This window comes from Nocardioides hwasunensis, assembly GCF_014779665.1.
GTDB lineage: Bacteria > Actinomycetota > Actinomycetes > Propionibacteriales > Nocardioidaceae > Nocardioides > Nocardioides hwasunensis.
This window is the reverse complement of sequence record NZ_JACXYY010000003.1, coordinates 515,225-537,815: the sequence shown is the minus strand read 5'-3', so window position 1 is coordinate 537,815 and position 22,591 is coordinate 515,225. Positions and strand designations below refer to the sequence as shown.

At 71.6% G+C, this 22,591-nt stretch carries 25 protein-coding genes; 15 read left to right on the top strand and 10 right to left on the bottom strand.

The window, feature by feature from the left end; translation table 11 throughout:
- Nucleotides 1-86: 86 nt before the first annotated feature.
- Nucleotides 87-1,415, bottom strand: coding sequence for an endonuclease/exonuclease/phosphatase family protein (locus IEZ25_RS09615; RefSeq protein WP_191199163.1), 1,329 nt, complete (start codon nt 1,413-1,415; stop codon nt 87-89).
- 48 nt (nt 1,416-1,463) lie between these two features.
- Complete coding sequence (locus IEZ25_RS09610; RefSeq protein ID WP_224748686.1) at nt 1,464-3,752, bottom strand: esterase-like activity of phytase family protein; 2,289 nt, start codon at nt 3,750-3,752, stop codon at nt 1,464-1,466.
- A gap of 157 nt (nt 3,753-3,909) precedes the next feature.
- Between IEZ25_RS09610 and IEZ25_RS09605 the strand changes: the two genes are divergently transcribed.
- Both IEZ25_RS09605 and IEZ25_RS09600 read left to right on the top strand, forming a co-directional pair.
- Nucleotides 3,910-4,515 carry a GrpB family protein gene (locus IEZ25_RS09605; protein ID WP_191199162.1) on the top strand — a complete coding sequence of 202 codons (606 nt, stop codon included), beginning with the start codon at nt 3,910-3,912 and terminating at the stop codon, nt 4,513-4,515.
- Between the two features lie 10 nt (nt 4,516-4,525).
- Entirely contained in the window at nt 4,526-5,095 is a 570-nt protein-coding gene (locus IEZ25_RS09600) for a VanZ family protein (protein ID WP_191199161.1), read from the top strand.
- A gap of 293 nt (nt 5,096-5,388) precedes the next feature.
- On the opposite strand, the gene IEZ25_RS09595 is transcribed toward IEZ25_RS09600, so the two are convergent.
- Nucleotides 5,389-6,780 carry an HNH endonuclease signature motif containing protein gene (locus IEZ25_RS09595; RefSeq protein WP_191199160.1) on the bottom strand — a complete coding sequence of 464 codons (1,392 nt, stop codon included), beginning with the start codon at nt 6,778-6,780 and terminating at the stop codon, nt 5,389-5,391.
- A 200-nt stretch (nt 6,781-6,980) separates the two neighbouring features.
- On the opposite strand from IEZ25_RS09595, the gene IEZ25_RS09590 reads away from it, so the two are divergent.
- The 4 genes from IEZ25_RS09590 (at nt 6,981) to IEZ25_RS09575 (ending at nt 9,874) form a co-directional block, all read left to right on the top strand.
- On the top strand, nt 6,981-7,805 hold the full coding sequence (locus IEZ25_RS09590) for a hypothetical protein (protein WP_191199159.1): 825 nt from the start codon (nt 6,981-6,983) through the stop codon (nt 7,803-7,805).
- A gap of 13 nt (nt 7,806-7,818) precedes the next feature.
- Nucleotides 7,819-8,433, top strand: coding sequence for a hypothetical protein (locus IEZ25_RS09585; RefSeq protein ID WP_191199158.1), 615 nt, complete (start codon nt 7,819-7,821; stop codon nt 8,431-8,433).
- Nucleotides 8,434-8,442: 9 nt separating this feature from the next.
- Nucleotides 8,443-9,117 (top strand): GOLPH3/VPS74 family protein, encoded by a 675-nt coding sequence (locus IEZ25_RS09580; protein ID WP_191199157.1) that lies wholly within the window; start codon nt 8,443-8,445, stop codon nt 9,115-9,117.
- An 85-nt stretch (nt 9,118-9,202) separates the two neighbouring features.
- Complete coding sequence (locus IEZ25_RS09575; protein ID WP_191199156.1) at nt 9,203-9,874, top strand: GOLPH3/VPS74 family protein; 672 nt, start codon at nt 9,203-9,205, stop codon at nt 9,872-9,874.
- Nucleotides 9,875-9,973: 99 nt separating this feature from the next.
- Here IEZ25_RS09575 and IEZ25_RS09570 read toward each other — a convergent pair whose 3' ends face one another.
- The gene (locus tag IEZ25_RS09570; protein ID WP_318152146.1) at nt 9,974-10,411 is read right to left on the bottom strand and encodes an Hsp20/alpha crystallin family protein; all 438 of its coding nucleotides are present in this window, start codon (nt 10,409-10,411) and stop codon (nt 9,974-9,976) included.
- Between the two features lie 138 nt (nt 10,412-10,549).
- Between IEZ25_RS09570 and IEZ25_RS09565 the strand changes: the two genes are divergently transcribed.
- On the top strand, nt 10,550-10,828 hold the full coding sequence (locus IEZ25_RS09565) for a MerR family transcriptional regulator (RefSeq protein ID WP_191199155.1): 279 nt from the start codon (nt 10,550-10,552) through the stop codon (nt 10,826-10,828).
- On the opposite strand, the gene IEZ25_RS09560 is transcribed toward IEZ25_RS09565, so the two are convergent.
- On the bottom strand, nt 10,820-11,839 hold the full coding sequence (locus IEZ25_RS09560; RefSeq protein WP_191199154.1) for a 5'-3' exonuclease: 1,020 nt from the start codon (nt 11,837-11,839) through the stop codon (nt 10,820-10,822). The genes IEZ25_RS09565 and IEZ25_RS09560 overlap by 9 nt on opposite strands.
- 77 nt (nt 11,840-11,916) lie before the next feature.
- Here IEZ25_RS09560 and IEZ25_RS09555 point away from each other — a divergent pair, with 77 nt between their 5' ends.
- Nucleotides 11,917-12,240: a putative quinol monooxygenase gene (locus IEZ25_RS09555; protein ID WP_191199153.1), complete on the top strand. Its 324-nt coding sequence runs from the start codon at nt 11,917-11,919 to the stop codon at nt 12,238-12,240.
- A 12-nt stretch (nt 12,241-12,252) separates the two neighbouring features.
- Here IEZ25_RS09555 and IEZ25_RS09550 read toward each other — a convergent pair whose 3' ends face one another.
- From IEZ25_RS09550 to IEZ25_RS09535, 4 genes are all read right to left on the bottom strand, one after another.
- Complete coding sequence (locus IEZ25_RS09550; RefSeq protein ID WP_191199152.1) at nt 12,253-13,230, bottom strand: zinc-binding dehydrogenase; 978 nt, start codon at nt 13,228-13,230, stop codon at nt 12,253-12,255.
- Between the two features lie 36 nt (nt 13,231-13,266).
- The gene (locus tag IEZ25_RS09545; protein WP_191199151.1) at nt 13,267-13,983 is read right to left on the bottom strand and encodes a GAF and ANTAR domain-containing protein; all 717 of its coding nucleotides are present in this window, start codon (nt 13,981-13,983) and stop codon (nt 13,267-13,269) included.
- A gap of 61 nt (nt 13,984-14,044) precedes the next feature.
- A complete protein-coding gene (locus tag IEZ25_RS09540) occupies nt 14,045-14,773 on the bottom strand; it encodes a GAF domain-containing protein (RefSeq protein WP_191199150.1) in 729 nt (242 codons plus the stop codon).
- Between the two features lie 87 nt (nt 14,774-14,860).
- Nucleotides 14,861-15,685 (bottom strand): sigma-70 family RNA polymerase sigma factor, encoded by an 825-nt coding sequence (locus IEZ25_RS09535; RefSeq protein ID WP_191199149.1) that lies wholly within the window; start codon nt 15,683-15,685, stop codon nt 14,861-14,863.
- 265 nt (nt 15,686-15,950) lie between these two features.
- Here IEZ25_RS09535 and IEZ25_RS09530 point away from each other — a divergent pair, with 265 nt between their 5' ends.
- The 7 genes from IEZ25_RS09530 (at nt 15,951) to IEZ25_RS09500 (ending at nt 22,293) form a co-directional block, all read left to right on the top strand.
- Nucleotides 15,951-17,009, top strand: coding sequence for a glycosyltransferase (locus IEZ25_RS09530; RefSeq protein ID WP_318152145.1), 1,059 nt, complete (start codon nt 15,951-15,953; stop codon nt 17,007-17,009).
- On the top strand, nt 17,006-18,001 hold the full coding sequence (locus IEZ25_RS22215) for a glycosyltransferase (protein WP_191199148.1): 996 nt from the start codon (nt 17,006-17,008) through the stop codon (nt 17,999-18,001). Before IEZ25_RS09530 ends, IEZ25_RS22215 begins: the two co-directional genes overlap by 4 nt.
- Nucleotides 17,998-18,828 carry a glycosyltransferase family 2 protein gene (locus IEZ25_RS09520; protein WP_224748685.1) on the top strand — a complete coding sequence of 277 codons (831 nt, stop codon included), beginning with the start codon at nt 17,998-18,000 and terminating at the stop codon, nt 18,826-18,828. The genes IEZ25_RS22215 and IEZ25_RS09520 overlap by 4 nt, the downstream gene beginning before the upstream one ends.
- Entirely contained in the window at nt 18,825-19,910 is a 1,086-nt protein-coding gene (locus tag IEZ25_RS09515; RefSeq protein WP_191199147.1) for a glycosyltransferase, read from the top strand. Before IEZ25_RS09520 ends, IEZ25_RS09515 begins: the two co-directional genes overlap by 4 nt.
- A 15-nt stretch (nt 19,911-19,925) precedes the next feature.
- Nucleotides 19,926-20,300 carry a DUF2256 and DUF3253 domain-containing protein gene (locus IEZ25_RS09510; protein WP_191199146.1) on the top strand — a complete coding sequence of 125 codons (375 nt, stop codon included), beginning with the start codon at nt 19,926-19,928 and terminating at the stop codon, nt 20,298-20,300.
- Nucleotides 20,301-20,366: 66 nt separating this feature from the next.
- Nucleotides 20,367-21,839: an MFS transporter gene (locus IEZ25_RS09505; RefSeq protein ID WP_191199145.1), complete on the top strand. Its 1,473-nt coding sequence runs from the start codon at nt 20,367-20,369 to the stop codon at nt 21,837-21,839.
- Between the two features lie 49 nt (nt 21,840-21,888).
- On the top strand, nt 21,889-22,293 hold the full coding sequence (locus IEZ25_RS09500; protein ID WP_191199144.1) for a MarR family winged helix-turn-helix transcriptional regulator: 405 nt from the start codon (nt 21,889-21,891) through the stop codon (nt 22,291-22,293).
- 3 nt (nt 22,294-22,296) lie between these two features.
- On the opposite strand, the gene IEZ25_RS09495 is transcribed toward IEZ25_RS09500, so the two are convergent.
- Nucleotides 22,297-22,590: a hypothetical protein gene (locus tag IEZ25_RS09495; RefSeq protein WP_191199143.1), complete on the bottom strand. Its 294-nt coding sequence runs from the start codon at nt 22,588-22,590 to the stop codon at nt 22,297-22,299.
- Nucleotide 22,591 lies beyond the last annotated feature (1 nt).

Sequence of the window (22,591 nt, the reverse complement as noted above, 5' to 3'; positions counted from 1 at the left end):
CCTCGGTGCCTGCATCGCCCACCGCGGAGCCGGCAGGTGGACGAGCGGTGAACACCGGCCGTCCCCTTCGCGACATCGCTGCAGGATCAGCGGTGGTGTGCTGCGCCGACCTTGACGTCGAGCCACACGAGCCGGTGGTCGCTCGCCGGGAACGGGAAGGTGCCGACGAGGCCGAACAGCGGGTCGCTCGCCAGCGGCCAGAACACGCCCGCCCGCTTCGGAGTGAGGCGCTCGCTGGGCAGGACGTAGTCGGCCCGCAGGTTGCCGGGCGGGGTGTCGGCGAAGTCCGCGGTGTCCTCCGCGGCCGGTCCGGTGTGGGCGAGGTTGGCGCCTGCCTGCAGCTCCGACTGCTCCACGGCACCCGGGGAGGTCGGGTGCGGGTCGGTGATGCGCGGGTGGTCGAGCAGCTGCCGGATCGCCCCGTCGTAGGAGTCGCCGTCGAAGGGGTCGGCGTTCTGGTCGCCCGCGATGACGAACTGCTCGCCCCGGCCGAGACCGCCGCGCTCGCCGCCGTCGTCGTAGATGTAGGAGGCGTGGTGCCCGCCGCTGACGTAGTCGGCCCAGAACCGGATCTCGTCGTGGTTGCGCCGGCCGTTGCGGTCCTCGGGGCCGTCGAAGGTAGGGGGAGTCGGGTGCGAGACCAGGAAGTGCACGGTCTGCCGTCCGGGCAGCTGGATCGGCACGTCCCAGTGCGACTTCGACGACAGCCGGAGGACGTCGAGCTCCTCGGGGGAGTACCAGTCGGCGGGCTCGGGCGTCGACGGGTCGTCCGGGAGCGCCGCATCAGGCATGTCCTTCCAGAGGAAGTGCTGGAAGGTGCGCACGTCGCGGGTGCCGATGGGGTGCTTGGAGTAGACGATTATGCCGTACTGGCCGGGGTAGAGCCCGAAGCCGAACGAGTCGTCGCCGCCCGCCTGGGTGCCGGGCTCGCCGACCACGCCGTTGTTGTCGAGGTCGAAGCCGCTCGGCACGCCGGTGTTGACCGGCGCGACGTAGTAGTAGGGGTAGTCCACCGGCTTCGCGCCGTTGTGGGGGACCTCGAGGTAGTTGGCGCGGAACAGCTCGGCGGCCCGGCCGCCCTCGACGTAGTCGAACTCGTTGATGAGCAGCACGTCGGGGTCGGTGCGCTGGATCGTCTCGGCGACCGCGGCCGCCTGGGCGTTGTCGGTCGTCGACAGGTCGCGGACGAGGTCACCGGCGCCGTTGCGGTTGAGCGAGGCGTTGAACGTCGAGAACCGGACGTCACCCTTCGCGTGGCCGTGTCCCGGCCCGTGCCCGTGGCCGTGTCCCGGTCCGTGGCCGCCATGTCCGCGGCCGGGTCCACCGCCGGCGACGGCGGGCGTGACGAGCGCGGGAGTGGCGAGGCCGGCGAGCGCGAGCGCCGTGACGGCGGCGCGCGTGAGTCGAGAAGTCATGGAGGTGAAGACCTTTCCGAGAGGGGTGTGGCCAACCTACGACGTGCGCTAGCCGGCCACGGCGGCGCCGATGTCGGGGTGGTCGGTGAAGAAGTCGTCCATGCCGGCGCGGAGGAAGGTCCGGATCTCGCCGGCGACGTCGCCTGCCGCGGCCGGGTCGGCCGAGGAGCGGAACTCCAGCGGCAGGAACGAGTTCTCCCGGCGGAAGGTCCAGCCGGTCACGGTGAGCCCGGCCCGGTGGGCGTTGCGGATCGCGTCCGTCGGCCTGCCCAGGCTGCCGTCGGCCCGGCGCGGGATCATCACGTCCTTGCACAGTCCGGCGCTGTCGGCGTACCTCGCGATCTTGCGCATGCCGTCGCGGGTCACCAGGTCGGCGTACGTCACCCCGGTGCCGGCCCTGACCTGGTCGTAGGGCGCGCCGGCGCAGTCGACGAGCTGGACGAGGTCGAAGCGAGTCATCCGAGAGAGGCGCTGGAGGTTGCCCACCTCGAAGCTCTGGATCACGACCGGGGTGTCACCGGGACGGACGCCGTTGCGGGCGAGCGCGTCGAGCAGCGGCTGCTCGGCCGGCAGGCCGGCGTCGGCGAGGTAGGTGCTGTGCTTGATCTCGGGGATCACGCCGATCGGCTCGCCGTCGCAGGTCTCGGTGCGGCGGGCGAAGGCGAGGACCTCGTCGAGGGTGGGCACCTGGTAGAGCCCGTCGTAGGTCGTGCTCTCCGGGCGGAGCTGCGGCAGCCGCTCCTTGGCCCGCAGGGTCCTGAGCTCGGCGAGGGTGAAGTCCTCGGTGAACCAGCCGGTCACTGCGCGACCGTCGACCTGCTTGGTGGCCCTGCGGTCGGCGAACTCGGCGCGAGTGGCGACGTCGGTGGTGCCGCCGATCTCGGGCTCGTGGCGGTCGACGAGCACGCCGTCCCTGGTCATCACGAGGTCGGGCTCGACGAAGTCGGCGCACTGGCGGGCGGCGAGCTCGTAGGCGGCGATGGTGTGCTCGGGGCGGTAGCCCGAGGCGCCGCGGTGGGCGAAGACCGTCGGCCCGCCGGTGCGAAGCTTCTGGCGCCGCAGCTCGACGTGGATGATCTCGATGTCGTCGGGCTCGCCGTCCACGCGGGCGTCGTCACCGGGGTAGTTGTTGTCGTTGGTGAGGACGAAGCTGCCGTCCCGCATCTGGACGACCGTCTCGTCGGAGACGAACGGGAACGAGAACTCCTCACCGGTGCCGTAGCCGTCGCCCTCGCCGATGCCGTCGGGGTTGGCGATCTTGAGCAGGTCGAGGACGGGCTCGGTGACGAGGTGTCCGGCGGGCTCGGCCCTGCGGAGGTCGACCTCGACGACGCGCTTGGTGACGGCCTGCGCGCCGCCGAAGTTGTCGCGCTCGAGGATGAGCATCCGGTCGCGGCCGGTCATGAAGGCGTCGCCGACCAGGTTGGCCGCCTCGACGGTGCGATAGGTCCACGTCTTGCCGGTGTAGCGCATGGTGCGGGTGTCGAGCTGGCTGATCCGACGCACGCGCTGGTCGGTCTCCGCGATCAGCGCGCCCTCGAGGATCGGGTAGGCGTAGCGCGAGCCGTCGTACGCCGTCGCCTCGAAGCCCTTGCTGGCCGGCAGGGTGGGCTGCGCCCCGCCGAGGTCCGGGTTCTGCGGGGACTGGACGCCGGGGAGCGGCACGGGCGCGTCGAGCAGGACGCCGTCGGTGTCGAAGTGCAGGAGGTACGGGCCGAACTCCTCGCCGACCAGGAAGCTGCCGTCGCGCAGGCGCACGACCGACTCGATGTCGAAGTCCGCGCCGGTGAGCAGGCGCTCCTCGGTGTCGTCGTTGACGATCGGGAAGCCCGCCCTCTGATCGGGGTCCGCGAACGAGATGAGCTCCGGCAGGTCGACCGACCCGTCGCCGCCGGCTCCCTCGAAGCTGGGGCGCACCAGATACATCCGGAGCAGGAAGTCCGCGGAGTTGCCCTTCGCGCCGAAGCCGTTGTCGGGCATCGCCCAGAAGGTGCCGTCGCCGTTGTCGAGCATCGCGGAGAAGCCGGGGACGACCTGGCCGGGGAACGGGCCCGTCCGACCGTTGGCCGGTGTCATCTGCGCGCCGGACGGCGGGCCGGGAGCCAGGTGGTCGGCGTCGATCGTGGCGCGTCCGACGAGCGTCGGGACGTCCACCCAGCGGCTCGTGCCGCCACCGTGGCCGCGGTGGTCGTGCCCACCGTGTCTACCTCCGTGTCCGCCTTCGTGTCCGCCTTCGTGTCCGCCGCCCGGACCGGCGTGGCCGGGTGCGGCGAGGAGGAGCGAGGTGCAGAGCGTGGCGACGGTGGCGATCGCCGTACGACGAACGGGCAGGCGCATGTGAGGTTCCTTCGCGGTCCGAGTTCCAGCGGGAGGGCGTCCTCACTCTCGTACGCCGCCCGCCGCGCCGGAGGGGCCTGCAGGTGCACATCGGGTGAACGGATCGTCACCTCCGGGCGTGTCCGGACGCGATGCGACGCGGTGGAAGAATCGAGGCATGCCCACCGACAGGAAGCCCCGTCGACGCGACGTGACCACGGTCGAGATCATCGGCGGTGTCGTGAAGCGTGCGCTCTTCCTGACCGACCACGACCCCCGGTGGGCCGAGGCGTACGCCGAGCACGAGACCCGCATCCGCGCGGCGCTGGGTCCGGCCGCTCTCCAGGTCGAGCACATCGGATCGACGTCGGTGCCGGGTCTCGCGGCCAAGCCGATCATCGACGTCCTGATCACCGTCGCGGACATCACGGCGGAGGAGGACTACCTCGACCAGCTGGTGGCCGCCGGCTACGTCCTGCGGGTGCGCGAGCCGGGGCACCGACTGGTGCGCACGCCCGCGCTCGACGCGCACATCCATGTGATGGAGGCGGGTGACCCGCTCGCCGGGGACTACCTGATCTTCCGGGACCGGTTGCGGACCGATGACGACGACCGTGCGCTGTACGAGCGCACCAAGCGCGCGCTGCTCGAGCAGGACTGGGCCGACATGAACGCCTACGCCGACGCCAAGACCGAGGTCGTCACCGCGATCAAGGAACGGGGACGGGAGTCGAGGCTCGGCAGTGGGGTGCCGGAACGTCCTTCTGCTTCGCCACGCCCTTAGATTCAGCCCTATGTTGGACGACGACGTCTGGCGCTACCTGCCGCTCGGGCCCGTGCCGACGCTGGTCGTCGCCACCGTCGGGCTCGCGGCCGCGGTCCACGTCGCGGTCGTCCGCTCACGAGTGACCCGAGCCCTCACGATCGCCATGCTCGTGGTCACCGTCAAGACGATCCTCGCCCTCACTGCTCGCGGCGTCCTCTCGAATGAGGACGGTGAATTCAGCTGGCGCCTGGGCGAGACGATCCGAGGTGAGTGGGGAAGCGTCAACAGGGCGCTGGGCCTCGTCAACATCTTCGGCAACGTCGCGATGTTCGTGCCTGTCGGCTGGTTGATCGCGGTGCTGTCCGCGCGGCGACCGGTGCTGGTGGCCACCCTCGCCGGTCTCGTCTTCTCGACCTCGACCGAGGTCTGGCAGATGCTCTCGGGCATGTTCGGCGATGTCGACGACATCCTGCTGAACACGCTGGGCGCCCTCCTGGGTGCTGCGGTCGCTGCCTTCCTCAAGTCGCGTGCCGTCCGCCGGCCCGAGGGTGATCCCGACGCGAGGTCGACTGGCATGCCGGTCGAGGTCACGGAGTGAGCTGGAGGCACCGGCGCTGTTTACCCGTTCACTGCGGTACGGCACCGTCCGGGTAGGACGCCGGGCTGGGCTGCGACAAGCGATCGGCGTGCTCCAGCTCGATGTCGGTGATGCGAGCCGACGCCGTCCCTGCTGTAGGTGACACCGGTTGCGGGCGTGTGCGCGACATGCCTCTGCCCCCGCCGTCGTAGGACGGGCGGGGGTGTGGGGCGTGCTCGCAGTTGGCGGAGTCGGCTCGGAGTCGGCTCGGGGTCGTTGGTCGGGTCAGGACGGAGTCCTGTCGCGAGACCCGGTCAGTCGGGTGGTTCGTCGATGCGGGTGGTGCCGGTGTGGTCGCGTCGGTAGCGATGCTCGTGGGGGCTGGTCCACTCGAAGACACCGGGTTCGACCATGCGGTAGCGCCAACCGGTGTGGGTCTTGAGGCGGTGGTGGGTCCGGCACAACGGAGCGAGGTTCGATGTGGTGGTGGGTCCGGTCTGAGGTCTGCCGTCGGCATCTGCTTCGTGGTCGAAGGCGATGATGTGGTCGATGTCGCAGGCCCTTGCTGGTCGGCTGCACCAGGGGAACACGCAGGTGCGGTCGCGGAGGATGACGTGCTCGCGGATACGGTCGGGGATCTCGTACGCCGGGGTGACGAGCTGGTGGTGGAGGTCGATGACGGGCTTGACGGTCACGGTGGTGCGGGAGCCGGCGCACCACGCCTGGACCTGGTCCAGCAGGGCGAGGCGCCGGCCGTGCTCCATGCGGCCGGTCGGACCGAACACGGTCTGCTGGCCGGACATAGTGGCGTCGAAGTGGGCATAGAGCACGACCTGCCGCGCCGCCGGGAGCCCATCGTCGTCTGCAGCAGGCTTGGCTGATCGGGTGCTCTGGTGGAAGAGGTCGAGAGCGGTCTGGGTGCGGGCGAGGTCACCGAGTGCCTTGGCGCGTCGGACGTCGAGGGACTCGGTCGATCCCATCGCCTTGCGCGCCTTCGCACCATGCGCGAGGGCACGGTCGAGGTCGAGGCTGTCGGCGAGGTCGACCTCGGCCTCGATGCAGACGGTGCCGGCGAAGTGGATGTCCTGGCCGTGCACGGTCACGTGCCTGGGGTCGACGTGGAGGTAGCCGTCCTCGGGATCGGCGGCCGGGTCGGGGTCGGCGAGGTCGAAGCGGGTGATGGTCTCGGCGACGAGCCGGTCGAGCTGCGCGGGACCGACACGTGCAGCAACAGCGGCGACCTGGGCGTCGACCCACCCCGCGGCCTCGATGGTGAGGACTGGGCTGGTGTGGATGGTGGCCTCGGCTACCGACCTGGCCCGCCACGCGGGCACGACACCAGCCTGGACCTGTGCCCAGAGGCGGGGGAGCCGGTGGCGGAGCTCGAGCGAGTGCCCGATGAGCTTCTTGGCCGACAGAGTGGAGATCCCGAGGACGGTGCCGAGCTCGGCGATGCAGAACTCCGCGACCAGTGGGCACCCGTTGCCGGCGATGGGTTCCTCGTGCTCACACCCCGGAACGGTGAACGACGCGGCGGAGTGGATGGACTCGGGTGGGTGGAGGTCGGCCCACCGGGCGGCGAGGTCGAGCTGCTCGGCTGCAGCGGCGTGCTCGACATCGCGGGCCGAGCGGATCGAGGCGAGCAGCGCCGAGGCGGAGAGGTCGTCTGCCTCTGCCTCGGGTACGGCTGCCAGAATGTCGATCATGTGTTCGATTGTATCGGCGACCACCGACAACGGCCATCGCGGAATCGGATCTGTGAGGACTGATGTCGACGGGGGTGGCCTTGGTTTCGACACGGTCGCTGCGCGACCTGCTCAACCGGCAGGCGGGGGTGCGCAACCTGCTCAGCCACCGCCGAACAAAGCGGTCGCCCGAGCCGCGTGCGCGCTGCGAGGATGCCGGCGTGAGCAGCGTGTCCACCGAACTCATCCTCCCTCCGTCGCTCTCGACCAGCAGACGAGATGCCCTGATCGAGGTCGCGTCCCGCAACGAGGGTGCGCACGGATCCGACCTCCTGGGACTGGTGCTGTCCGGTTCTGTGGGTCGGGGGTTGGACACCCATCGATCGGACCTCGATGTCTACGTCGTCCTGACCGACGAGGGCGCACACGGGCGCAGCACCATGAAGTCGACGACCATCGACGAGATCCCGGTCGCCCTGTCGGAGCTGGAGGACGTGCCGTCGTTCGGCAGTGACGGGTGGTGGTACCGCTGGTCGTTCGCGTGGGCGCCGGTCCTCCTCGACCGCACCGGCGGGCGGCTCGCGCCACTGCTGGAACGTCAGGCGACCGTGTCGGAGACCGAGGCCGAGGAGATCCTCGTCGTGCACGACCGGCTGGACGGGTGGATCAACTACGCCTACCGCGCCCTCAAGAACGACCGCGACGGTCGGGCACTCGAACGACGGCTCGACGCGGCCGAGTCGGTGCCGTGGCTCCTCGACACCGTCTTCACGCTCGCGGGCCGGGTCCGCCCGTATCACAAGTACCTGCCGTGGGAGCTCCGCGAGCACCCGCTGCCGGGCTGGGAGGCGGACGCGCTGCTGAGCCTGCTGGAGGCGACGCTCGACGGCGACCCGGCAGCGATCCGTGCCACGTTCGCTCGGGTCGAGGACGCCTGTGCCACCTTCGACAGCGCTCGTGGGGAGCCGCTCCTGGCCCCCATCGTCGAGGGGTGGGGGGACGAGTTGTCCCTCCTCCGCGGTGGAGCAACGCGGCCGCGCTGCTGAGATGCTGACGTCCGTGCTCCCCAGCCCCCGGCGTACGGCCATGCTCCTCGTCGGCTGCGTCGTGCTCGGGACCGGAGTGGCGATGCTGCTGTCCGCCGACCTCGGCTCCGACGGCTATTCCACGTTCGTCAACGGGCTGACGCTGAGCACCGGCGTGGCGTTCTGGATCATCAACCTGGTCGTCGGCGTCGTCCTGGTGGCGCTGGCCGCCGCTCGCAGGGTCTACCCGGGGATCGGCACCGTCGTGCAGGTCGTGCTGGTCGGCGTGGTCGTGTCGGTGGTGCTGGACCTGCTCGAGACGCCCGATGGCGTCGCCTGGCGGGTCGGACTGCTCGCCGCGGCGTTCCCCGTGCTCGCGATCGGGATCGCGCTCTACCTGGGCAGCCACACTGGCGCCGGTCCGGCCGAGGCGGCCGCCCTGGCCTGGGACCCTCCGGTCGCCTTCAGGTGGAGCTACGGCCTCGTTCAGGGCGGGGGCGCGCTGGGCGGGTGGCTGCTCGGCGCGACGGTCGGTGTCGGCACGCTCGCCGTCATCGCCCTCCTCGGCCCTGCGGTGGACCTCGCGGCCCGCCTGATGTCCCTCGATCTCCACCAGCAGACGGATCCGGAGCGCGACGTCGCTGCCTAGGGTCGGAGGATGCTGATCTCCGAGGAACTCTTCCTGCTCCTGCGCCGCGACGACGGAAGGCCCGAGAGCGCGACGGCCCAGCGTGGCTACGGTCTCGCCGCCACGATCATCACCGACCTCGTCGTCGCCGAGCGCGTCAGTCTCAGCGAGGACAAGGACCCGCGCGTGACCGTCACCGATCCCACGCCGGTCGGGCACCCGGCGACGGACGCGGCGCTCGCGCGTCTGAGGGAGAAGGACGGCAAGCGGCTGTCCTCGCTCGTCACCGACTCCCAGGTGGCGGCGGAGCGCCACGTGGCCGAGCACCTCGCCGCGGCAGGCGTCGTCGAGATCGAGGAGAAGCGAGCGCTGGGCCTCGTGCCCGCCAGGTACCCGGTGATCGACTCCGAGCCCGAGCGCCGCATCCGCGAGCGTCTGCGGACGGTCCTCGCGGGCGGGTCGCCGCAGCCGGCCGACTCCGCGCTGCTCGGCGTGCTGCAGGGACTGGGGGTGGTGTCGAAGGTCCTGTCGGAGGAGAAGGGCACCCTGGGGAGGCGCGAGCTGAAGAAGCGCATCGACGAGGTCGCCTGCGAGGTGGAGGCGGGCGCGGCCGTGACCCGGGCTGTCGCTGCCATGAACGCCGCCGTCATGGCGGCGGCGACGGCAGCGGCCGGTGCGGCGGCCGCTGGAGCGGCCAGCAGCTGAGTGCACGTGGCGGCCCGGGTGAGCAGGGTGGATCTCCGTCAGTCGGGGGATCCGTCGACACCCGATCGTGCCTAGGGTCGGAGGCATGTTGATCTCGGAGTCCCTCTTCCTGCTCCTGCGTCGCGACGACGGCAAGGCCGAGAGCGCGTTCGCCGCGAGCACGTACGGCCTCGCTGCCGCTGCCATCACCGACCTGGTGCTCGTCGAGCGCGTGACGCTCAGCGACGACAAGGACCCGCGGATGACCGTCCTCGACACCGGCCCGACCGGTCATCCCGCCCTGGACGCGTCACTGGCCAGGCTGCAGGAGAAGGACGGCAAGAAGCTGTCGTCCCTCATCACCGACGGCAAGGTCGCGGTCGAGGAGCACGTGGCCGCGGCCCTCGCCGGGCAGGGCGTGATCCGCATCGAGGAGAAGCGCGCACTCGGCCTCGTCCCCGCGAAGTACCCGGTCATCGACCCAGAGCCGGAGCGCCGCGTCCGCGAGCAGCTGCGGACCGTGCTGCTGGGAGGCACGCCGCAGCCTGCCGACGCGACGCTGCTGGCGGTCCTCCAGGGCCTCGGCATGGCGGAGAAGGTGCTTGCCGAGGAGAAGGGCACGCTCTCGAAGAAGGAGCTCGAGGCCCGCATCGAGCAGGTGTCCGAGGAGGTCGTGGCCGGTGATGCGGTCGCCCAGGCGGTCGCGCAGGCGATCGCCGCGATGAACGTCGCGGTCATGACGGCGGTCATGGTGCCGGTGATCACCAGCGGCTCCTGACCGAGCCGACGCCGGGGGTGAGTGGTCGGGCCGTGGCGGTCGCAGCACGCTGCGCAAGGGCTGCGACCACCACGGCACGGGGATGGAAGGACCGGCCTCCTACGAGGCGCTGAGCTCCGCGCGCTCGCGCGCGCTGTCGGACTCGCGAGCGATCTGGATCTTGCGGGGCTTCGCGCGCTCGGCGACCGGCACCTCCAGCCTCAGCACGCCGTCGGTGTAGGAGGCCTCGATGCGATCGAGGTCGAGGTTGTCGCCGAGGATCAGCTGGCGGCTGAAGGCACCCCGCGGTCGCTCGGCGGCCAGTGCCTCCCAGTCGCCGTTGCGGGCCACTCGCTCGGCTCGGACCGTCAGCACGTTGCGCTCGACGTCGAGGTCGATGCTCTCCGCGCTGACCCCGGGCAGGTCGAACTCGATGACGAAGCGATCGCCCTCTCGCCACGCGTCCATCGGCATCACCGCGGGACGGTTGGTCGTGCCCATGAGCTGCTGGGTGAGGCGGTCGAGGTCACGGAACGGGTCGGTGTTTCGAAGCAACATGTCTCCTCCTGGATCTGCCGGGTGAGTCCCGCGAGGACCCACAACCTGTACTGAGTGATACAGGTTTTATATAGTCAAGATCACCGGCAGGATCAAGCCGCCAGGCCAAGAATTTTCTGAGCACCCGACGGAGGACCCATGACGGCGAGCGACAAGGGCGTCTACGCCATCTCGGTCGCGGCGGAGATGGTGGCGATGGAGATCCAGAACCTCCGGGTCTACGAGCGACGCGGACTGCTCACCCCGGACCGGACGTCCGGAGGCTCGCGGCTCTACAGCGCAGATGACGTCGATCGGCTCGTGCGCATCCGTACGCTGCTCGCCGACGGCCTGAACCTGGCCGGCATCGCCCTCGTGCTCGAGCTCGAGGAGGAGGTCGAGCGGTTGCGGGCGCGGCTCGGCGGCACCTCAGCCTGAAGCGGGCCTGCTGGTCAGCACCCGCACCGCGAAGTCGGTGGTGAAGTCGTTGTCGAGGAAGCCCACCACCCGGCTGACCCGGTCGAAGTCGAGCGGCAGCAACCCGCGCGATCCCGGCACGTCGGGCGTGAGGCCGAGGTCGAGGTCGTGCTTGCCCGACATCATCTCGACGTTGAAGTCGTAGCGCTCACGGGCGCCGTCGGCCATCAGGCGGCGTACGACGGTCGCGCCGAGGCGGCGGCCGCCGGTCTCGGCCGACCAGTCGTCGAGGGCGGCGAGGAGGTTGCGACCGCCCTCGTGGTCGATGTCGGCCCAGACGGCGTCCATCGAGCCGGCGACGTCGAGCAGGATCGCCGCTGTCTTCTCGCCGATGCCCTGCACGCCCGGAAGGTTGTCGCTGGAGTCGCCACGCATGGCAGCGAAGGCGAGGTAGTTGGCCGCGCGGACGCCGTACATGTTGAACAGCTTGGCCGGGTTGAGCATCGGGGAGCCGTGGATCCCGCCGTCGATGAGGCGCAGCACCTGCGTGTGCGGGCTGATGTGGGCGAAGGCGTCACGGTCGGAGGTGATGATCACGCAGTCCCAGCCGTTGCTCTCCGCCCACGTCGCGCCCGAGGCGTTGACGTCGTCGGCCTCCAGGCCGGGTGGGGTGATCGTGGCCAGCCCCAGGGCATCGAGCAGCGCACCGGCGCGGTCGAGCTGGTCGACGAGCTCGGGGTCCTTCTCGGCCCGACCCGCCTTGTAGTCGGGGTAGGCGTCACGGCGCACCGACCCGGTGCGGTCGTCGAGACCGAAGATCACCGCGTCGGGTGCGATGGTGTCGATCGACTCGAGGATCTGGCGCAGCATCCCCTGCAGCGCCCAGACCGGGCGGCCCTGCCGATCCGTGAGCCGGGTGTGGGCGCGCGCGTGGTGGTTGCGGTGCAGCAGGGAGGGGGCGTCGACCACGAGCAGCAGCCGCCGGGCGCGGGAGGCGGCGCGGGGCGAGGGCTGGGTCGAGGGCTGGGTCATGGCGATCGCGGCCAGCCTAGGTGCTGCTCGTAGGGTCGGGACGACACCGCACCCCGTCACCGCCCGAGGAGAGAGCATTGATCTTCATCACCGCCAAGTTCCAGGTGAAGCCGGAGCACGCCGACGACTGGCCCGCCATCTCGCGAGCCTTCACCGAGGCCACCCGTGCCGAGGAGGGCTGCCTCTGGTTCGACTGGTCGCGCAGCCTCGACGACCCGCACGAGTACGTCCTCATCGAGGCGTTCCGCGATGGCGACGCCGGCGGCGCCCATGTCGGCTCCGACCACTTCAAGGCCGCCCAGTCCGAGCTGCCGCCCTACCTGGCGTCGACCCCGAAGATCGTCAGCCAGTCCGTCGACCAGGACGACTGGTCCGAGCTCGGCGAGATGCAGGTCGACTGACGGCAGGCCCCGTCAGGGGCGCAGCAGGATCTTGCCGCGCCGGCCGGGCTCGCCGCTGGCCCGAGCGGCGTCGGCGATGTCCTCGAGCGCGAAGACCTTCTCGACCGGGAGGGTGAGCGCTCCGGACGCAATGCCGCTGACCAGCTCACCCATGAGGCCGGCGCGCTTGTCGCCCGACATGGCGCCGAAGACCTTGCTGCCCCAGAAGCCCTTGATCACGACCTGCTTGAAGATCACGTCGCCCGACCCGATCTCGAGGGTCGGGGAGGCCATCGCGCCGAACACGACGAGCACGCCGTCCTCGGCCAGCAGGGAGACGATGTCACCGGCAGCGGCGCCGCCGACGGAGTCGACTCCGGCGACGATCGGGGCGTTTGCGACGATCTCGCGGACCCGGTCCTGCCAGCCGTCCTCGTCTGTGGCGACGACGTCGTCGATGCCCTGCTCGCGCAGCTCGTCGACACCCGCCGCACGGCGTACGAGCCCGAGCACGTGCACGCCACGTGCCCGGGCCAGCTGGGACAGCAGGCGCCCCACGGCGCCGTTGGCGGCGTTCTGCACGAACCAGTCGCCCTCGGAGAGCTCGAGGAAGTCGAGCAGGGCGATCGCGCTGAACGGCATCGAGACGAGCTGGGAGGCGGCCTCGTCGCTCATCTCGTCGGGGACCGGGATCAGCGCCTTCGCGGGCGCAAGGACGTACTCGGCCCAGGCGCCGAAGGCGCCGCCGATCGCGACCCGGGTGCCGATCTCGGGACCGTCGGTCCCCTCGCCGAGCGCCCCGACCACACCGACGAGCTCGGTGCCGGCGCGAGCGGGCATCTCGGGCTTGAAGCCGTAGCTGCCACGCACCGTCCAGAGGTCGTGGTTGTGGATGGGGGACAGGAGCACGCGGACGAGCGCCTGCCCCGGCCCGGGCTCGGGGGTCGGCACCTCCTGGACGGAGAGGACCTCGGACGGGTTGCCGAACTGGGGCTGGACGAGTGCACGCATGCTCTCAGTGAAACAGGTCGTGCGAGGGCGAGGACGTCAGGGCCTGTCGCGCTGCTGCCCGATGCTGTCGAGCACGTCTGCCGCCACCTCGACGAGCCGTCGTCTGGTGGCTCGGGCACGCGAGCGCATGAGGTCGAACGCCTCCTCGGGCGTAGACCCCTCCATCTGGGCGAGAGCACCCTTCGCCTGCTCGATGACGATCCGACTGTTGAGCGCGCCCTGGAGCTGCTCGGTCAGGACCTCGGCACGCAGGATGCTGCGCTCCTGCAGGATGGCGATGGTCGCGACGTCCGCCAGGGCCTGGACGACCCCGACCTCGTCCGAGGCGAAGCGCGACCCGGTCCGGCTGAACAGGTTCAGCGCGCCGATGGTCTCCTCGCGCAGGCGCAGCGGGAAGGCGTGCACGGACCGCAACCCGGCCGCCGTCGCCGCGGGGGCAAAGCGCGGCCACCGCTCCGCGGCATTCACGAGCTCGGCGTTGACCACCGGGTCGCCCGTGGTGAAGCAGTCGAGGCACGGCCCTTCGGAGTTCTGCAGCTGGAAGAGCTCGAGCATCTCCCCGGTGTCGTTGGACGCGGCCATGAACCGCAGGACGCGGTGGTGGTCGGCGAGGAGCAGCCCCACCGCGTCCGCACCGCTGACGGCGGCGGCGTGGTCGGTGAGGTTGTGCAGGAAGTCCACGAGGTCGAAGTCGTCGACCAGGGTGTCGGCGACCTCCACGAAGAGTGCCGAGAGCCGTTCGGTCGAGATCATCGTCGTTCCCCTTCGGTGGTCACCGCAGCGGGCGTGTGCCAGTGCACGGACGGCACCTTCATCAGTCTGACCTTTCGTCGGTGAGCGTCAAGCGGCCGGCGAGGATGTCGAGCGACACCTCGTGGAGGCTTCGTTCGGTCTCGTAGGCGTGGGCCCGCATCCGGGCGAGTGCGGTGGCGAGGTCGGTGCGCAGGGTGACCATCGCCATGCCCTGGGCCTGGAAGATCTCCACCCGGAGGTCCATGGCATCGTCGAGGGCGCGGGCCAGTCCGCCCTGGGGTCCGGCTTCGGTGCTGCGCAGCAGGACCTGCGTGGCGAGCTCGGCCATGGCCAGGCAGCGCGTGGTGCGGAGCGGATCGAGCTGTTGCGGCTCGCGGCCGTACATCGTGAGCACCCCGAACCTGGCCGCGCCCACGTGGAGGGGGAACGCGAAGACCGATCGCAGGCCGCGACCAGCCAGTCCGGGCCCGTACGCCACCCACCTCGGATCGCCGTCGAGGAGATCGGCCCGCAGGACAGGGCGGCCGAGGCGCAGGGCGTCGCGGGACGGGCCCTCGCCGAGGGTGTGCTCGAGCTCCGCGGCACCAGCGCCGAGCGGGTCGGAGGACGCCGCCAGTGTCTCGCTCTCGCCGCCGGCGCGGACGAGCACGACGGCGCTCGCCATCTCGAGTCCCGACCGGGCAGCCAGGCAGACCCGTCCGAGGTGGTCGGCGACGGGATCGTCGAGGGACCCGGCAGTGGGCTGGGCATCGACGAGCCGGCGGCACCACTCGAGCGCTGCAGCGCCCACACGGTCGTGCGGTTGCTCGCTGATGGCGTGACCTCGGTCCGTGGGACGACGCGGTTCGCCGCTGTGAGCGTCAGCCTACGCCTGCGCTCACGCGGCCGTCCCGATCGTCGCTCGGGTCGTGCCCGCGACGTGGTCGCGGAGCCGACCGAGGACGTCCTGGATGAGGCGGGAGACCTGTGACTGGCTCAGGCCGAGCTCGTCACCGATCTCACGTTGCGTGCGCTCCTCGACGAAGCTCAGCTGCAGCAGCCGGCGGTCGGCCGCTCCGAGTGCGGACAGGCCGGGACCGAGGACGGCACGTGCCTCGGCCGAGGCGTAGCCCTGCGCCGAGCGGCCGTCCACCAGGGTGTCGGCGAACGCCAGGTCCACGGTGCCCGGCACTGGCCGGTCCAGGGACGTCGGAGAGAAGCAACCACGGGCGGCCAGCGCCTGACGCACCGCGTCGAGCGGGACGTCGAGCCGCGCTGCCACGTCGCGATCGTTCGGCGGCCGGCCGGTCACCGGCATCGGCCGCGTCCGCTCGACCTCGACGAGCGCCTGCAGCTCCTGCACGGCTCGCGGGGGACGCACCATCCACCCGTGGTCGCGGAAGAGCCGCTTGACCTCGCCGGTGATGCAGGGGACCACATAGCTGAGGAAGTCGTGACCGGCCGCCGCGTCGAACCGCTGGGCTGCCTTGACCAGCGCGAGGTACGCCGTCTGCTCCAGGTCGACCGCATCACAGCCGCGACCCTCGAACTTGCGGGCGATGCGGCGGGCGACGGGCATGTTGGCGAGCGTCAGCTCGAGCACGATCTCGCGGTGCGTGCCCGGGTCGAGGGCCACGCCACCGTCGCGGAGCCGCGCGGTCAGCTCGTCGGTGACGCGCTCGCGGTCGGCGCTGGCTCGATCGAAGCTGTGCCTGCTGCGCATGGGCCCTCCGTGCCTGATGGACTGCGCCATCGGGGTCCGGGATGGTCGGGCACCGGAGGTGCCCCGCAGCACCAACCTAGTCATCTCCCCGACGTCTGCTCCACACCCTCACGGGGGCCACGTGGATCACCTCGCCGGACACGGGTACCCCCGTGCGCGAGCCCTCGCCTCGAGGCCTCCCGCACCTAGGAGTCGTCATGCGCCCCATGTTTCCCGCGTCCCGTCTGCAGATCGCTGAGCACGCCCGTTGATCGGGGGGTTGCGGGTGTGTCTCATCGCCTCCAGCAGGTTCCCGATCCGTGAGCCCTTCGCGGGAGGTCTCGAGGCGCACACGTCGACCCTCGCGACCGAGCTCCAGAGGCGCGGCCACCACGTCTCGGTGTTCGCCGCTCCCGGGTCGCACCTCGGGTGCCCGGTCGAGATCCTCGACGTGCCGCCGTTCCGGGCCAGCCGAGCCGCACGGGCGGACGTCGCTGCTCCTCCGGAGGTCTGGATGCAGGAGCACCACGCCTACCTGACGCTGATGATGCGCCTCATGGGCAGCGGTCGGCAGGAGTTCGACGTGGTGCTCAACAACAGCCTCCACCACCTGCCCGTGGCGATGGCGCCGGTCGTGCCGGTGCCGATGGTGACGATCCTGCACACGCCGCCCGTCCCGTGGCTGGAGTCGGCGATCGAGATCGCCGGCGCCGGCAGCACCTTCGTCACGGTCAGCGCCGCCATGGGTCGCGCATGGGCCCACGCCACGACCACCCGCACCATCCTCAACGGCGTCGACCCGGACCGGTGGTCGGAGGGGCCGGGCGGCCTCGACGCCGTCTGGTCCGGACGGATCGCGCCGGAGAAGGCACCCCACGAGGCGATCGACGCGGCCCGCGCGAGCGGCCGGGCGATCGTGCTGGCCGGACCGATCATGGACGAGGACTACTTCGAGACGGAGATCCGCCACCGGCTGGGAGCAGACGCCCGCTACGCCGGCCACCTCGGCCAGCGCGACCTGTGTCAGCTGGTGGGATCCTCGCAGGTGGCACTCGTGACCCCCACCTGGGACGAGCCGTTCGGGCTGGTGGCCGCGGAGGCGATGTCGTGCGGGACGCCGGTGGCGGGATACGCGCGAGGCGGCCTGGTCGAGGTGGTCACCGCCGACTCGGGGCGACTCGCCGCTGCCCACGACATCGGTGCTCTGGCAGGGGCGATCGACGACGCCGCGCGACTCGACCGACGTGCGGTCCGGGCACACGCCACCGCTGCCCACGGGCTCGCGCGGATGGTCGACGAGTACGAGACGCTCTTCGCCTCGCTCCTCCTGGAGCCGGCCGCGTGATCGGCTACTACGTCCACCATGTCGGCACCGGGCACCTCAACCGGGCACGCGCCGTGGCGGAGCAGGCATCCGTCACGGGTCTGTCGACGCTCGGCCCGCCTGACGACTGGCCCGGCGACTGGGTCCAGCTCGACCGGGACGACCTCGGCGCGACGCCGGCGGACCCGACTGCCGGCGGGTCGCTGCACTGGGCGCCCCGGGGCGACGAGGGACTGCGTCGTCGCATGGCTGCCATCTCGGCGTGGATCGCCCGTGCCCGGCCCGACGTCCTGGTCAGCGACGTCTCGGTCGAGGTCGCGCTCCTCGCTCGCCTGCACGGCGTACCGGTCGTCTCCGTGGTGATGCCGGGAGACCGTGGCGACCGGGCCCACCGGACCGGGTACGCCGCGAGCAGCGCGCTGGTGGCCGCGTGGCCCCCGGAGGCCAGCGACATGGTGCGCGGACTCACCGCGGTCGACCGCGGCCGCCTCCACCAGGTGGGCGGGCTGTCCCGCGTGCCCGTCGGAGTGGCGCGGGCCGCGACGGTGGGTCGCCGCTCGGCCCTGCTGCTGTCCGGGCGTGGGGGTGGCCATCCGTCACGCGAGCACGTGGAACGCATCATGGCCGACACCCCCGACTGGTCCTGGCAGGTCCTCGGCGGCACGGGGGAGTGGAGCGACGACCCGGGGGCGGCCATGCAGTCGGCCGACGTGGTGGTCCTCCAGGCAGGGCAGGGTGCGGTCGCGGACGTCGCCGCCGCCCGCCGTCCCGCCGTGGTGGTGCCGTCGGCGCGCCCCTTCGACGAGCAGGCCACCACCGCGGCGGTCCTCGCCGGCCCCGAGTGGCCGTGCCGCGTGCTGCCCCACCTGCCCACGTCCGGCTGGAGCGAGCTCCTCGCCGAGACGGCGGCGCTCGACGCCGACCGCTGGCACCCCTGGCACGACGGACGCGCCGCCGACCGGTTCGTGGCCGTCATCGCGAGCGTCGCTCTCTCAGCGGGGATCAGGTCGTGAGCGACATGACGGCCGTGGTCACCATCGCCCACCGCCGGCACGAGCACCTGCGCCGTCAACGCGAGTCGTTGCTCGCGGGCACCCGTCACCCCGACCTCCACGTCGTCGTCGCGTTGGACGACCCGACGCTCGAGGCGTGGCAGCCGGCGGGGTCCCTCCCGACCGTGGTGGTTCGTGGACCGGCCGACCAGCGCGGGCTGCCCCTGGCCGCATCCCGCAACCTCGGCGCGTCGGTCGCGATCGACGCCGGGGCCACGGTGGTCATCGGCCTCGACGTCGACTGCCTCGTGGGCGCCGGGCTCGTGGCGTCGTACGCCGATGCCGTCCGCTCGGAACCCGACGTGCTGTGGTCGGGACCGGTGACCTACCTGCCGCCGTCGGCGCGGGAGGTCGAGCCGTCGGGGCTCGCCGATCTCGACGACCCGCACCCGGCGCGGCCCGCTCCGGGCCCGGGCCAGCGGTGGAGCGGCGGCGACCCGGACCTGTTCTGGTCCCTGTCCTACGCCGTGCACGCCGACGCGTGGGCTCGAGTCGGCGGCTTCTGGGAGGAGTACGCCGGCTACGGGGGAGAGGACACCGACCTGGGCCACTCGTGGGTGGCCTCCGGGCGCACGCTCGGCTGGCTCGGCGATGCCCGCGCCTACCACCAGCACCACCCCACCGAGACGCCGCCGACGCAGCACCTCGACGCCATCCTCCGCAACGGCGCGATCTTCGCCCGCCGCTGGGGGCGCTGGCCCATGGGCGGATGGCTGGAGGCGTTCGAGGAGCTGGGGCTCGTCGACCGACTGCCCGGCGGCGGATGGACCCGCAGGAGCCTCGCATGACGACCCCGGTCGCCGACCCGCTCATCGTGGCGTCCGTCCCGGGGCGGCACGTCTACGTCCGTCATCTCGCCGCCGAGGTGGAGGAGCGCGTGACCCGACTGCCCGACCCGGACCCCGACGACCCGCGCCGTCCGGCCCAGCAGACGTGGTGGCCCCCGGTCATGCTCGACCCGGACTGGATCGCGCGCGAGCACTTCGACGTGTTCCACCTGCAGTTCGGCTTCGACGCGTGGTCGCCGGAGGGCCTGCAGACGGTGGTCGACGCCCTGCGCCGCAAGGGCACGCCGATCGTCTACACGGTCCACGACCTGCGCAACCCGCACCACGAGGACCGCACGCTGCACGACGCCCAGCTCGACGTGCTGGTGCCGGCGGCCGATGCCCTCGTGACCCTGACCGAGGGAGCCGCGGAGGAGATCACGATGCGCTGGGGGCGCACGGCGCACGTCGTGCCGCACCCCCACGTGGTCGACCTGGCCACCATGGCCCGCGTCGCCCTGCGGGGCGAGCGGAGCAGGCGGCGCGGCCCCCGCATCGGCCTGCACGTGAAGAGCCTCCGCGCCAGCATGAACCCCCTGGAGCTGCTCTCGACGATCCTGGCGTTCGTCAGTGCGACCCCGCACGCCGTGCTGCAGGTCAACGGCCACCGCGACGTGCTGGAGCCCGACGGTGCCAGGTACGACGCGCACCTGGCCCGGCAGCTGCGCCTCGCGGCCGACCGGGGGCTGGTCGACCTCCACGTCCACGACTTCATGACCGACGCCGAGCTGTACGCCTACCTCGCGTCGTTGGACGTGTCGGTGCTGCCCTACCGGTTCGGCACCCACTCCGGGTGGCTCGAGGCCTGTCGCGACGTAGGCACGACCGTCGTGGCACCCGACTGTGGCTACTACGCCGACCAGGCTCCCGTCTTCTCCTACCGCAACGACGGCATCGGGTTCGACGGGTCGTCGCTGCGCGCAGCGCTCGAGGACGCGGTGGCACACCCGGGCTGGGGTGCCGCCACCGTCGCCGAGCGTCGTGCCCAGCGAGCACGCATCGCCGACTTCCACGCCGACCTCTACGCCTCGCTGGTGCGCTAGGAGCAGACTGGCCGCATGCCTCCCGCACCGAAGACCTGCCAGTCGTGCGGTCGCACGATCGAGTGGCGCAAGAAGTGGGAGCGCGACTGGGAGTCGGTGCGCTACTGCTCGACCGCCTGTCGCAGGCGAGGGGTCTCCTCGGTCGACCAGCGGCTCGAGGAGGCGATCACGACGCTCCTGGGACAGCGGGCCCGGACCGCGACGATCTGCCCCTCCGATGCGGCCCGCCTGGTGGGCGGCGAGGACGAGGAGGCGTGGCGAGCGCTGATGGAGCCCGCCCGGCGTGCGGCGCGCCGTCTCGTCGACCGCGGCGAGGTCGAGATCACCCAGAAGGGGCGCGTGGTCGACCCGTCCACCGCGAAGGGACCGATCCGGATCCGGCGCCGCTGAGCACACGGCGCACCCGCCGATGTCGCGGGAATTGGTTGTCATGAGCAACGTGTGTAACTTACACACATGCCCTCTCGCACGGATGTCGCCTCGCGCCCGGGACTCGCCATCGCGGTCCTGTGCGTCGGCGGTCTCAGCGCCGCCCTGACCCAGACCATGGTGATCCCGATCCAGAGCGAGCTGCCGCAGCTGCTCGACACGTCGGCGTCCAACGCGTCGTGGGTCATCACCATCACGCTGCTCGCCGCGGCCGTGACCATGCCGGTCGCCGGCCGCATCGCCGACATGGTCGGCAAGCAGCGCGTCCTCGCCGCCAGCGCCGCCCTCCTCACGGTCGGCTCGGCGGTCTGCGCCCTCTCCGACTCGCTCGTCCCGGTCCTCGTCGGCCGCGCGCTCCAGGGTCTGGCGATGGGGTTCATCCCGGTGGGCATCTCCTTCATCCGTCAGTTCGCGCCGCCGGACATGGCCTCGACCGGAGTCGCCACGATGAGCGCCACCCTCGGCGTCGGCGGCGCGATCGGCCTGCCGCTGGCTGCCTGGATCGCCGACTCCGGTGACTGGCACACGCTCTTCTGGGTGGCGGCCGGTCTCTCCGCGGTCATCACCGCCCTCACCTGGTTCGCGGTCCCGCACGTGCACGACGGCCACGAGGGCACGCTCGACGTGCCGGGCACCATCGGCCTGGCCATCGGCCTCTCGGCGTTCCTCGTGGGTGTCTCCAAGGGCAGCACCTGGGGGTGGGACAGCGGCCGCACCTGGGGCGCGATCGTCCTCGGCGTGGTCGTCCTGCTCGCCTGGGGCGCCTTCGAGCTCCGCCGGGCCGAGCCCCTGGTCGACCTGCGCACCACCGCCTCGCCCGCGGTGCTGATGACCAACCTCGCCGCCGTCGCGATCGGCTTCGGCATGATGGCGCAGTCGATCGTGGTGCCCCAGCTGCTCCAGATGCCGGAGACCACCGGATACGGGCTGGGGCAGTCGATCCTCGCGGCCGGGCTGTGGATGGCCCCCGCGGGCCTGATGATGCTGGTCTTCGCCCCGGTCTCGAGCAGCCTGATGAAGAGCATCGGGGCCAAGCGGACGCTGATGATCGGTGCGACCGTGCTCGGCGCGGGCTACCTCGTCGCGCTGGTGATGATGGCCGCCCCGTGGCAGCTGCTCGTCGCCTCCTGCGTCGCCTCCGCCGGGGTCGGCATCGGCTACGCCGCGATGCCCACGCTGATCCTCGACTCGGTCCCTGCCCACGAGGCGGGCTCCGCGGTCGGTGTCAACGGCCTGATGCGCTCGACCGGGACGACGCTCGCCGCCGCCGTGATGGCCACGCTGCTCACCAGCAGCACCGTCGACCTGGGCGGGTTCGCGGTCCCGAGCGAGTCGGCCTTCCGCTGGTGCTTCGTGGTGGGCGCGGTCGCCGCCTTCGTCGGCGTCGCGCTCGCCTCCCTCGTGCCGGTCGTCCGGCGCCGGACCGATGCGATCGGTGGCGCCCCCGACGAGAGAGCGGACGAGACCACCGACGAGACCCCCGCCGGTGCCCACGCCTGACGGGTCCAGGGTCACGGACGAGACCCTGACCGCCCTCCGGCAGGAGCTCATGAGACTCGGCCGCCGACGCGAGACCGGATCGTCGGCGACCTCGCTGGACGCCTCGGCCTTCAGGATCCTCTGGCTCGTCGTCGAGCACGGACCCCACACGCTGCGTGGGCTCGCCGAGCACCTCCAGCTCGAGCAGTCGACGATCAACCGGCAGGTGCACGCCGCGGTCGGCCGCGGCTGGATCGAGCGCTACGACCACCGCGACTCGCCGGCGATGCTGGTGCGGGCGACCGAGGCCGGCCAGGAGGCCTACCGCCGCGAGTCGCAGGCGCGGGCCGAGGGGCTGCGCGAGGTCGTGAGCACACTGGGGGAGCGGGCGGTCGCCGAGCTCGCCGGTGGTCTGGCCCGCTTCAACGACGCGGTCGACGAGGCCATCGAGGCCTCGGTGCGTCGCGACGAGTGAGGCTCACTCCGCGAAGAGCCGGTCCTCCGCCTCGCCGGAGGTGACCTCCATCCGCAGTGCGAGCACCTTCTCCGGCGCCAGCCCGAGCCGCATCAGCATCGCCTGCACCTGGGGGAGCACCCAGCTGTAGGACTCCACCGCGACGCGTCCGGCCTCGTCCTGCACGCGGATCCACACCACGGGATCACCGGCTCGGTCGGGGAGCCAGTGGGCCTCGAGCACGCCGACTGCTCCGAGCGAGGCGACGATCGGCAGCATCGCCGCGTCCGCCGCGCGCCGGAGCTGGTCGTCGTCCACG

What these genes read in the sequence shown, in the direction of transcription:
- IEZ25_RS09615 (WP_191199163.1), bottom strand. Translation starts at nt 1,415, where the DNA reads ATGACTTCTCGACTCACGCGCGCCGCCGTCACGGCGCTCGCGCTCGCC.
- IEZ25_RS09610 (WP_224748686.1), bottom strand. Translation starts at nt 3,752, where the DNA reads ATGCGCCTGCCCGTTCGTCGTACGGCGATCGCCACCGTCGCCACGCTC.
- IEZ25_RS09605 (WP_191199162.1), top strand. Translation starts at nt 3,910, where the DNA reads ATGCCCACCGACAGGAAGCCCCGTCGACGCGACGTGACCACGGTCGAG.
- IEZ25_RS09600 (WP_191199161.1), top strand. Translation starts at nt 4,526, where the DNA reads ATGTTGGACGACGACGTCTGGCGCTACCTGCCGCTCGGGCCCGTGCCG.
- IEZ25_RS09595 (WP_191199160.1), bottom strand. Translation starts at nt 6,780, where the DNA reads ATGATCGACATTCTGGCAGCCGTACCCGAGGCAGAGGCAGACGACCTC.
- IEZ25_RS09580 (WP_191199157.1), top strand. Translation starts at nt 8,443, where the DNA reads ATGCTGATCTCCGAGGAACTCTTCCTGCTCCTGCGCCGCGACGACGGA.
- IEZ25_RS09575 (WP_191199156.1), top strand. Translation starts at nt 9,203, where the DNA reads ATGTTGATCTCGGAGTCCCTCTTCCTGCTCCTGCGTCGCGACGACGGC.
- IEZ25_RS09570 (WP_318152146.1), bottom strand. Translation starts at nt 10,411, where the DNA reads ATGTTGCTTCGAAACACCGACCCGTTCCGTGACCTCGACCGCCTCACC.
- IEZ25_RS09565 (WP_191199155.1), top strand. Translation starts at nt 10,550, where the DNA reads ATGACGGCGAGCGACAAGGGCGTCTACGCCATCTCGGTCGCGGCGGAG.
- IEZ25_RS09560 (WP_191199154.1), bottom strand. Translation starts at nt 11,839, where the DNA reads ATGACCCAGCCCTCGACCCAGCCCTCGCCCCGCGCCGCCTCCCGCGCC.
- IEZ25_RS09550 (WP_191199152.1), bottom strand. Translation starts at nt 13,230, where the DNA reads ATGCGTGCACTCGTCCAGCCCCAGTTCGGCAACCCGTCCGAGGTCCTC.
- IEZ25_RS09545 (WP_191199151.1), bottom strand. Translation starts at nt 13,983, where the DNA reads ATGATCTCGACCGAACGGCTCTCGGCACTCTTCGTGGAGGTCGCCGAC.
- IEZ25_RS09535 (WP_191199149.1), bottom strand. Translation starts at nt 15,685, where the DNA reads ATGCGCAGCAGGCACAGCTTCGATCGAGCCAGCGCCGACCGCGAGCGC.
- IEZ25_RS09515 (WP_191199147.1), top strand. Translation starts at nt 18,825, where the DNA reads ATGACGACCCCGGTCGCCGACCCGCTCATCGTGGCGTCCGTCCCGGGG.
- IEZ25_RS09510 (WP_191199146.1), top strand. Translation starts at nt 19,926, where the DNA reads ATGCCTCCCGCACCGAAGACCTGCCAGTCGTGCGGTCGCACGATCGAG.
- IEZ25_RS09505 (WP_191199145.1), top strand. Translation starts at nt 20,367, where the DNA reads ATGCCCTCTCGCACGGATGTCGCCTCGCGCCCGGGACTCGCCATCGCG.
- IEZ25_RS09500 (WP_191199144.1), top strand. Translation starts at nt 21,889, where the DNA reads ATGAGACTCGGCCGCCGACGCGAGACCGGATCGTCGGCGACCTCGCTG.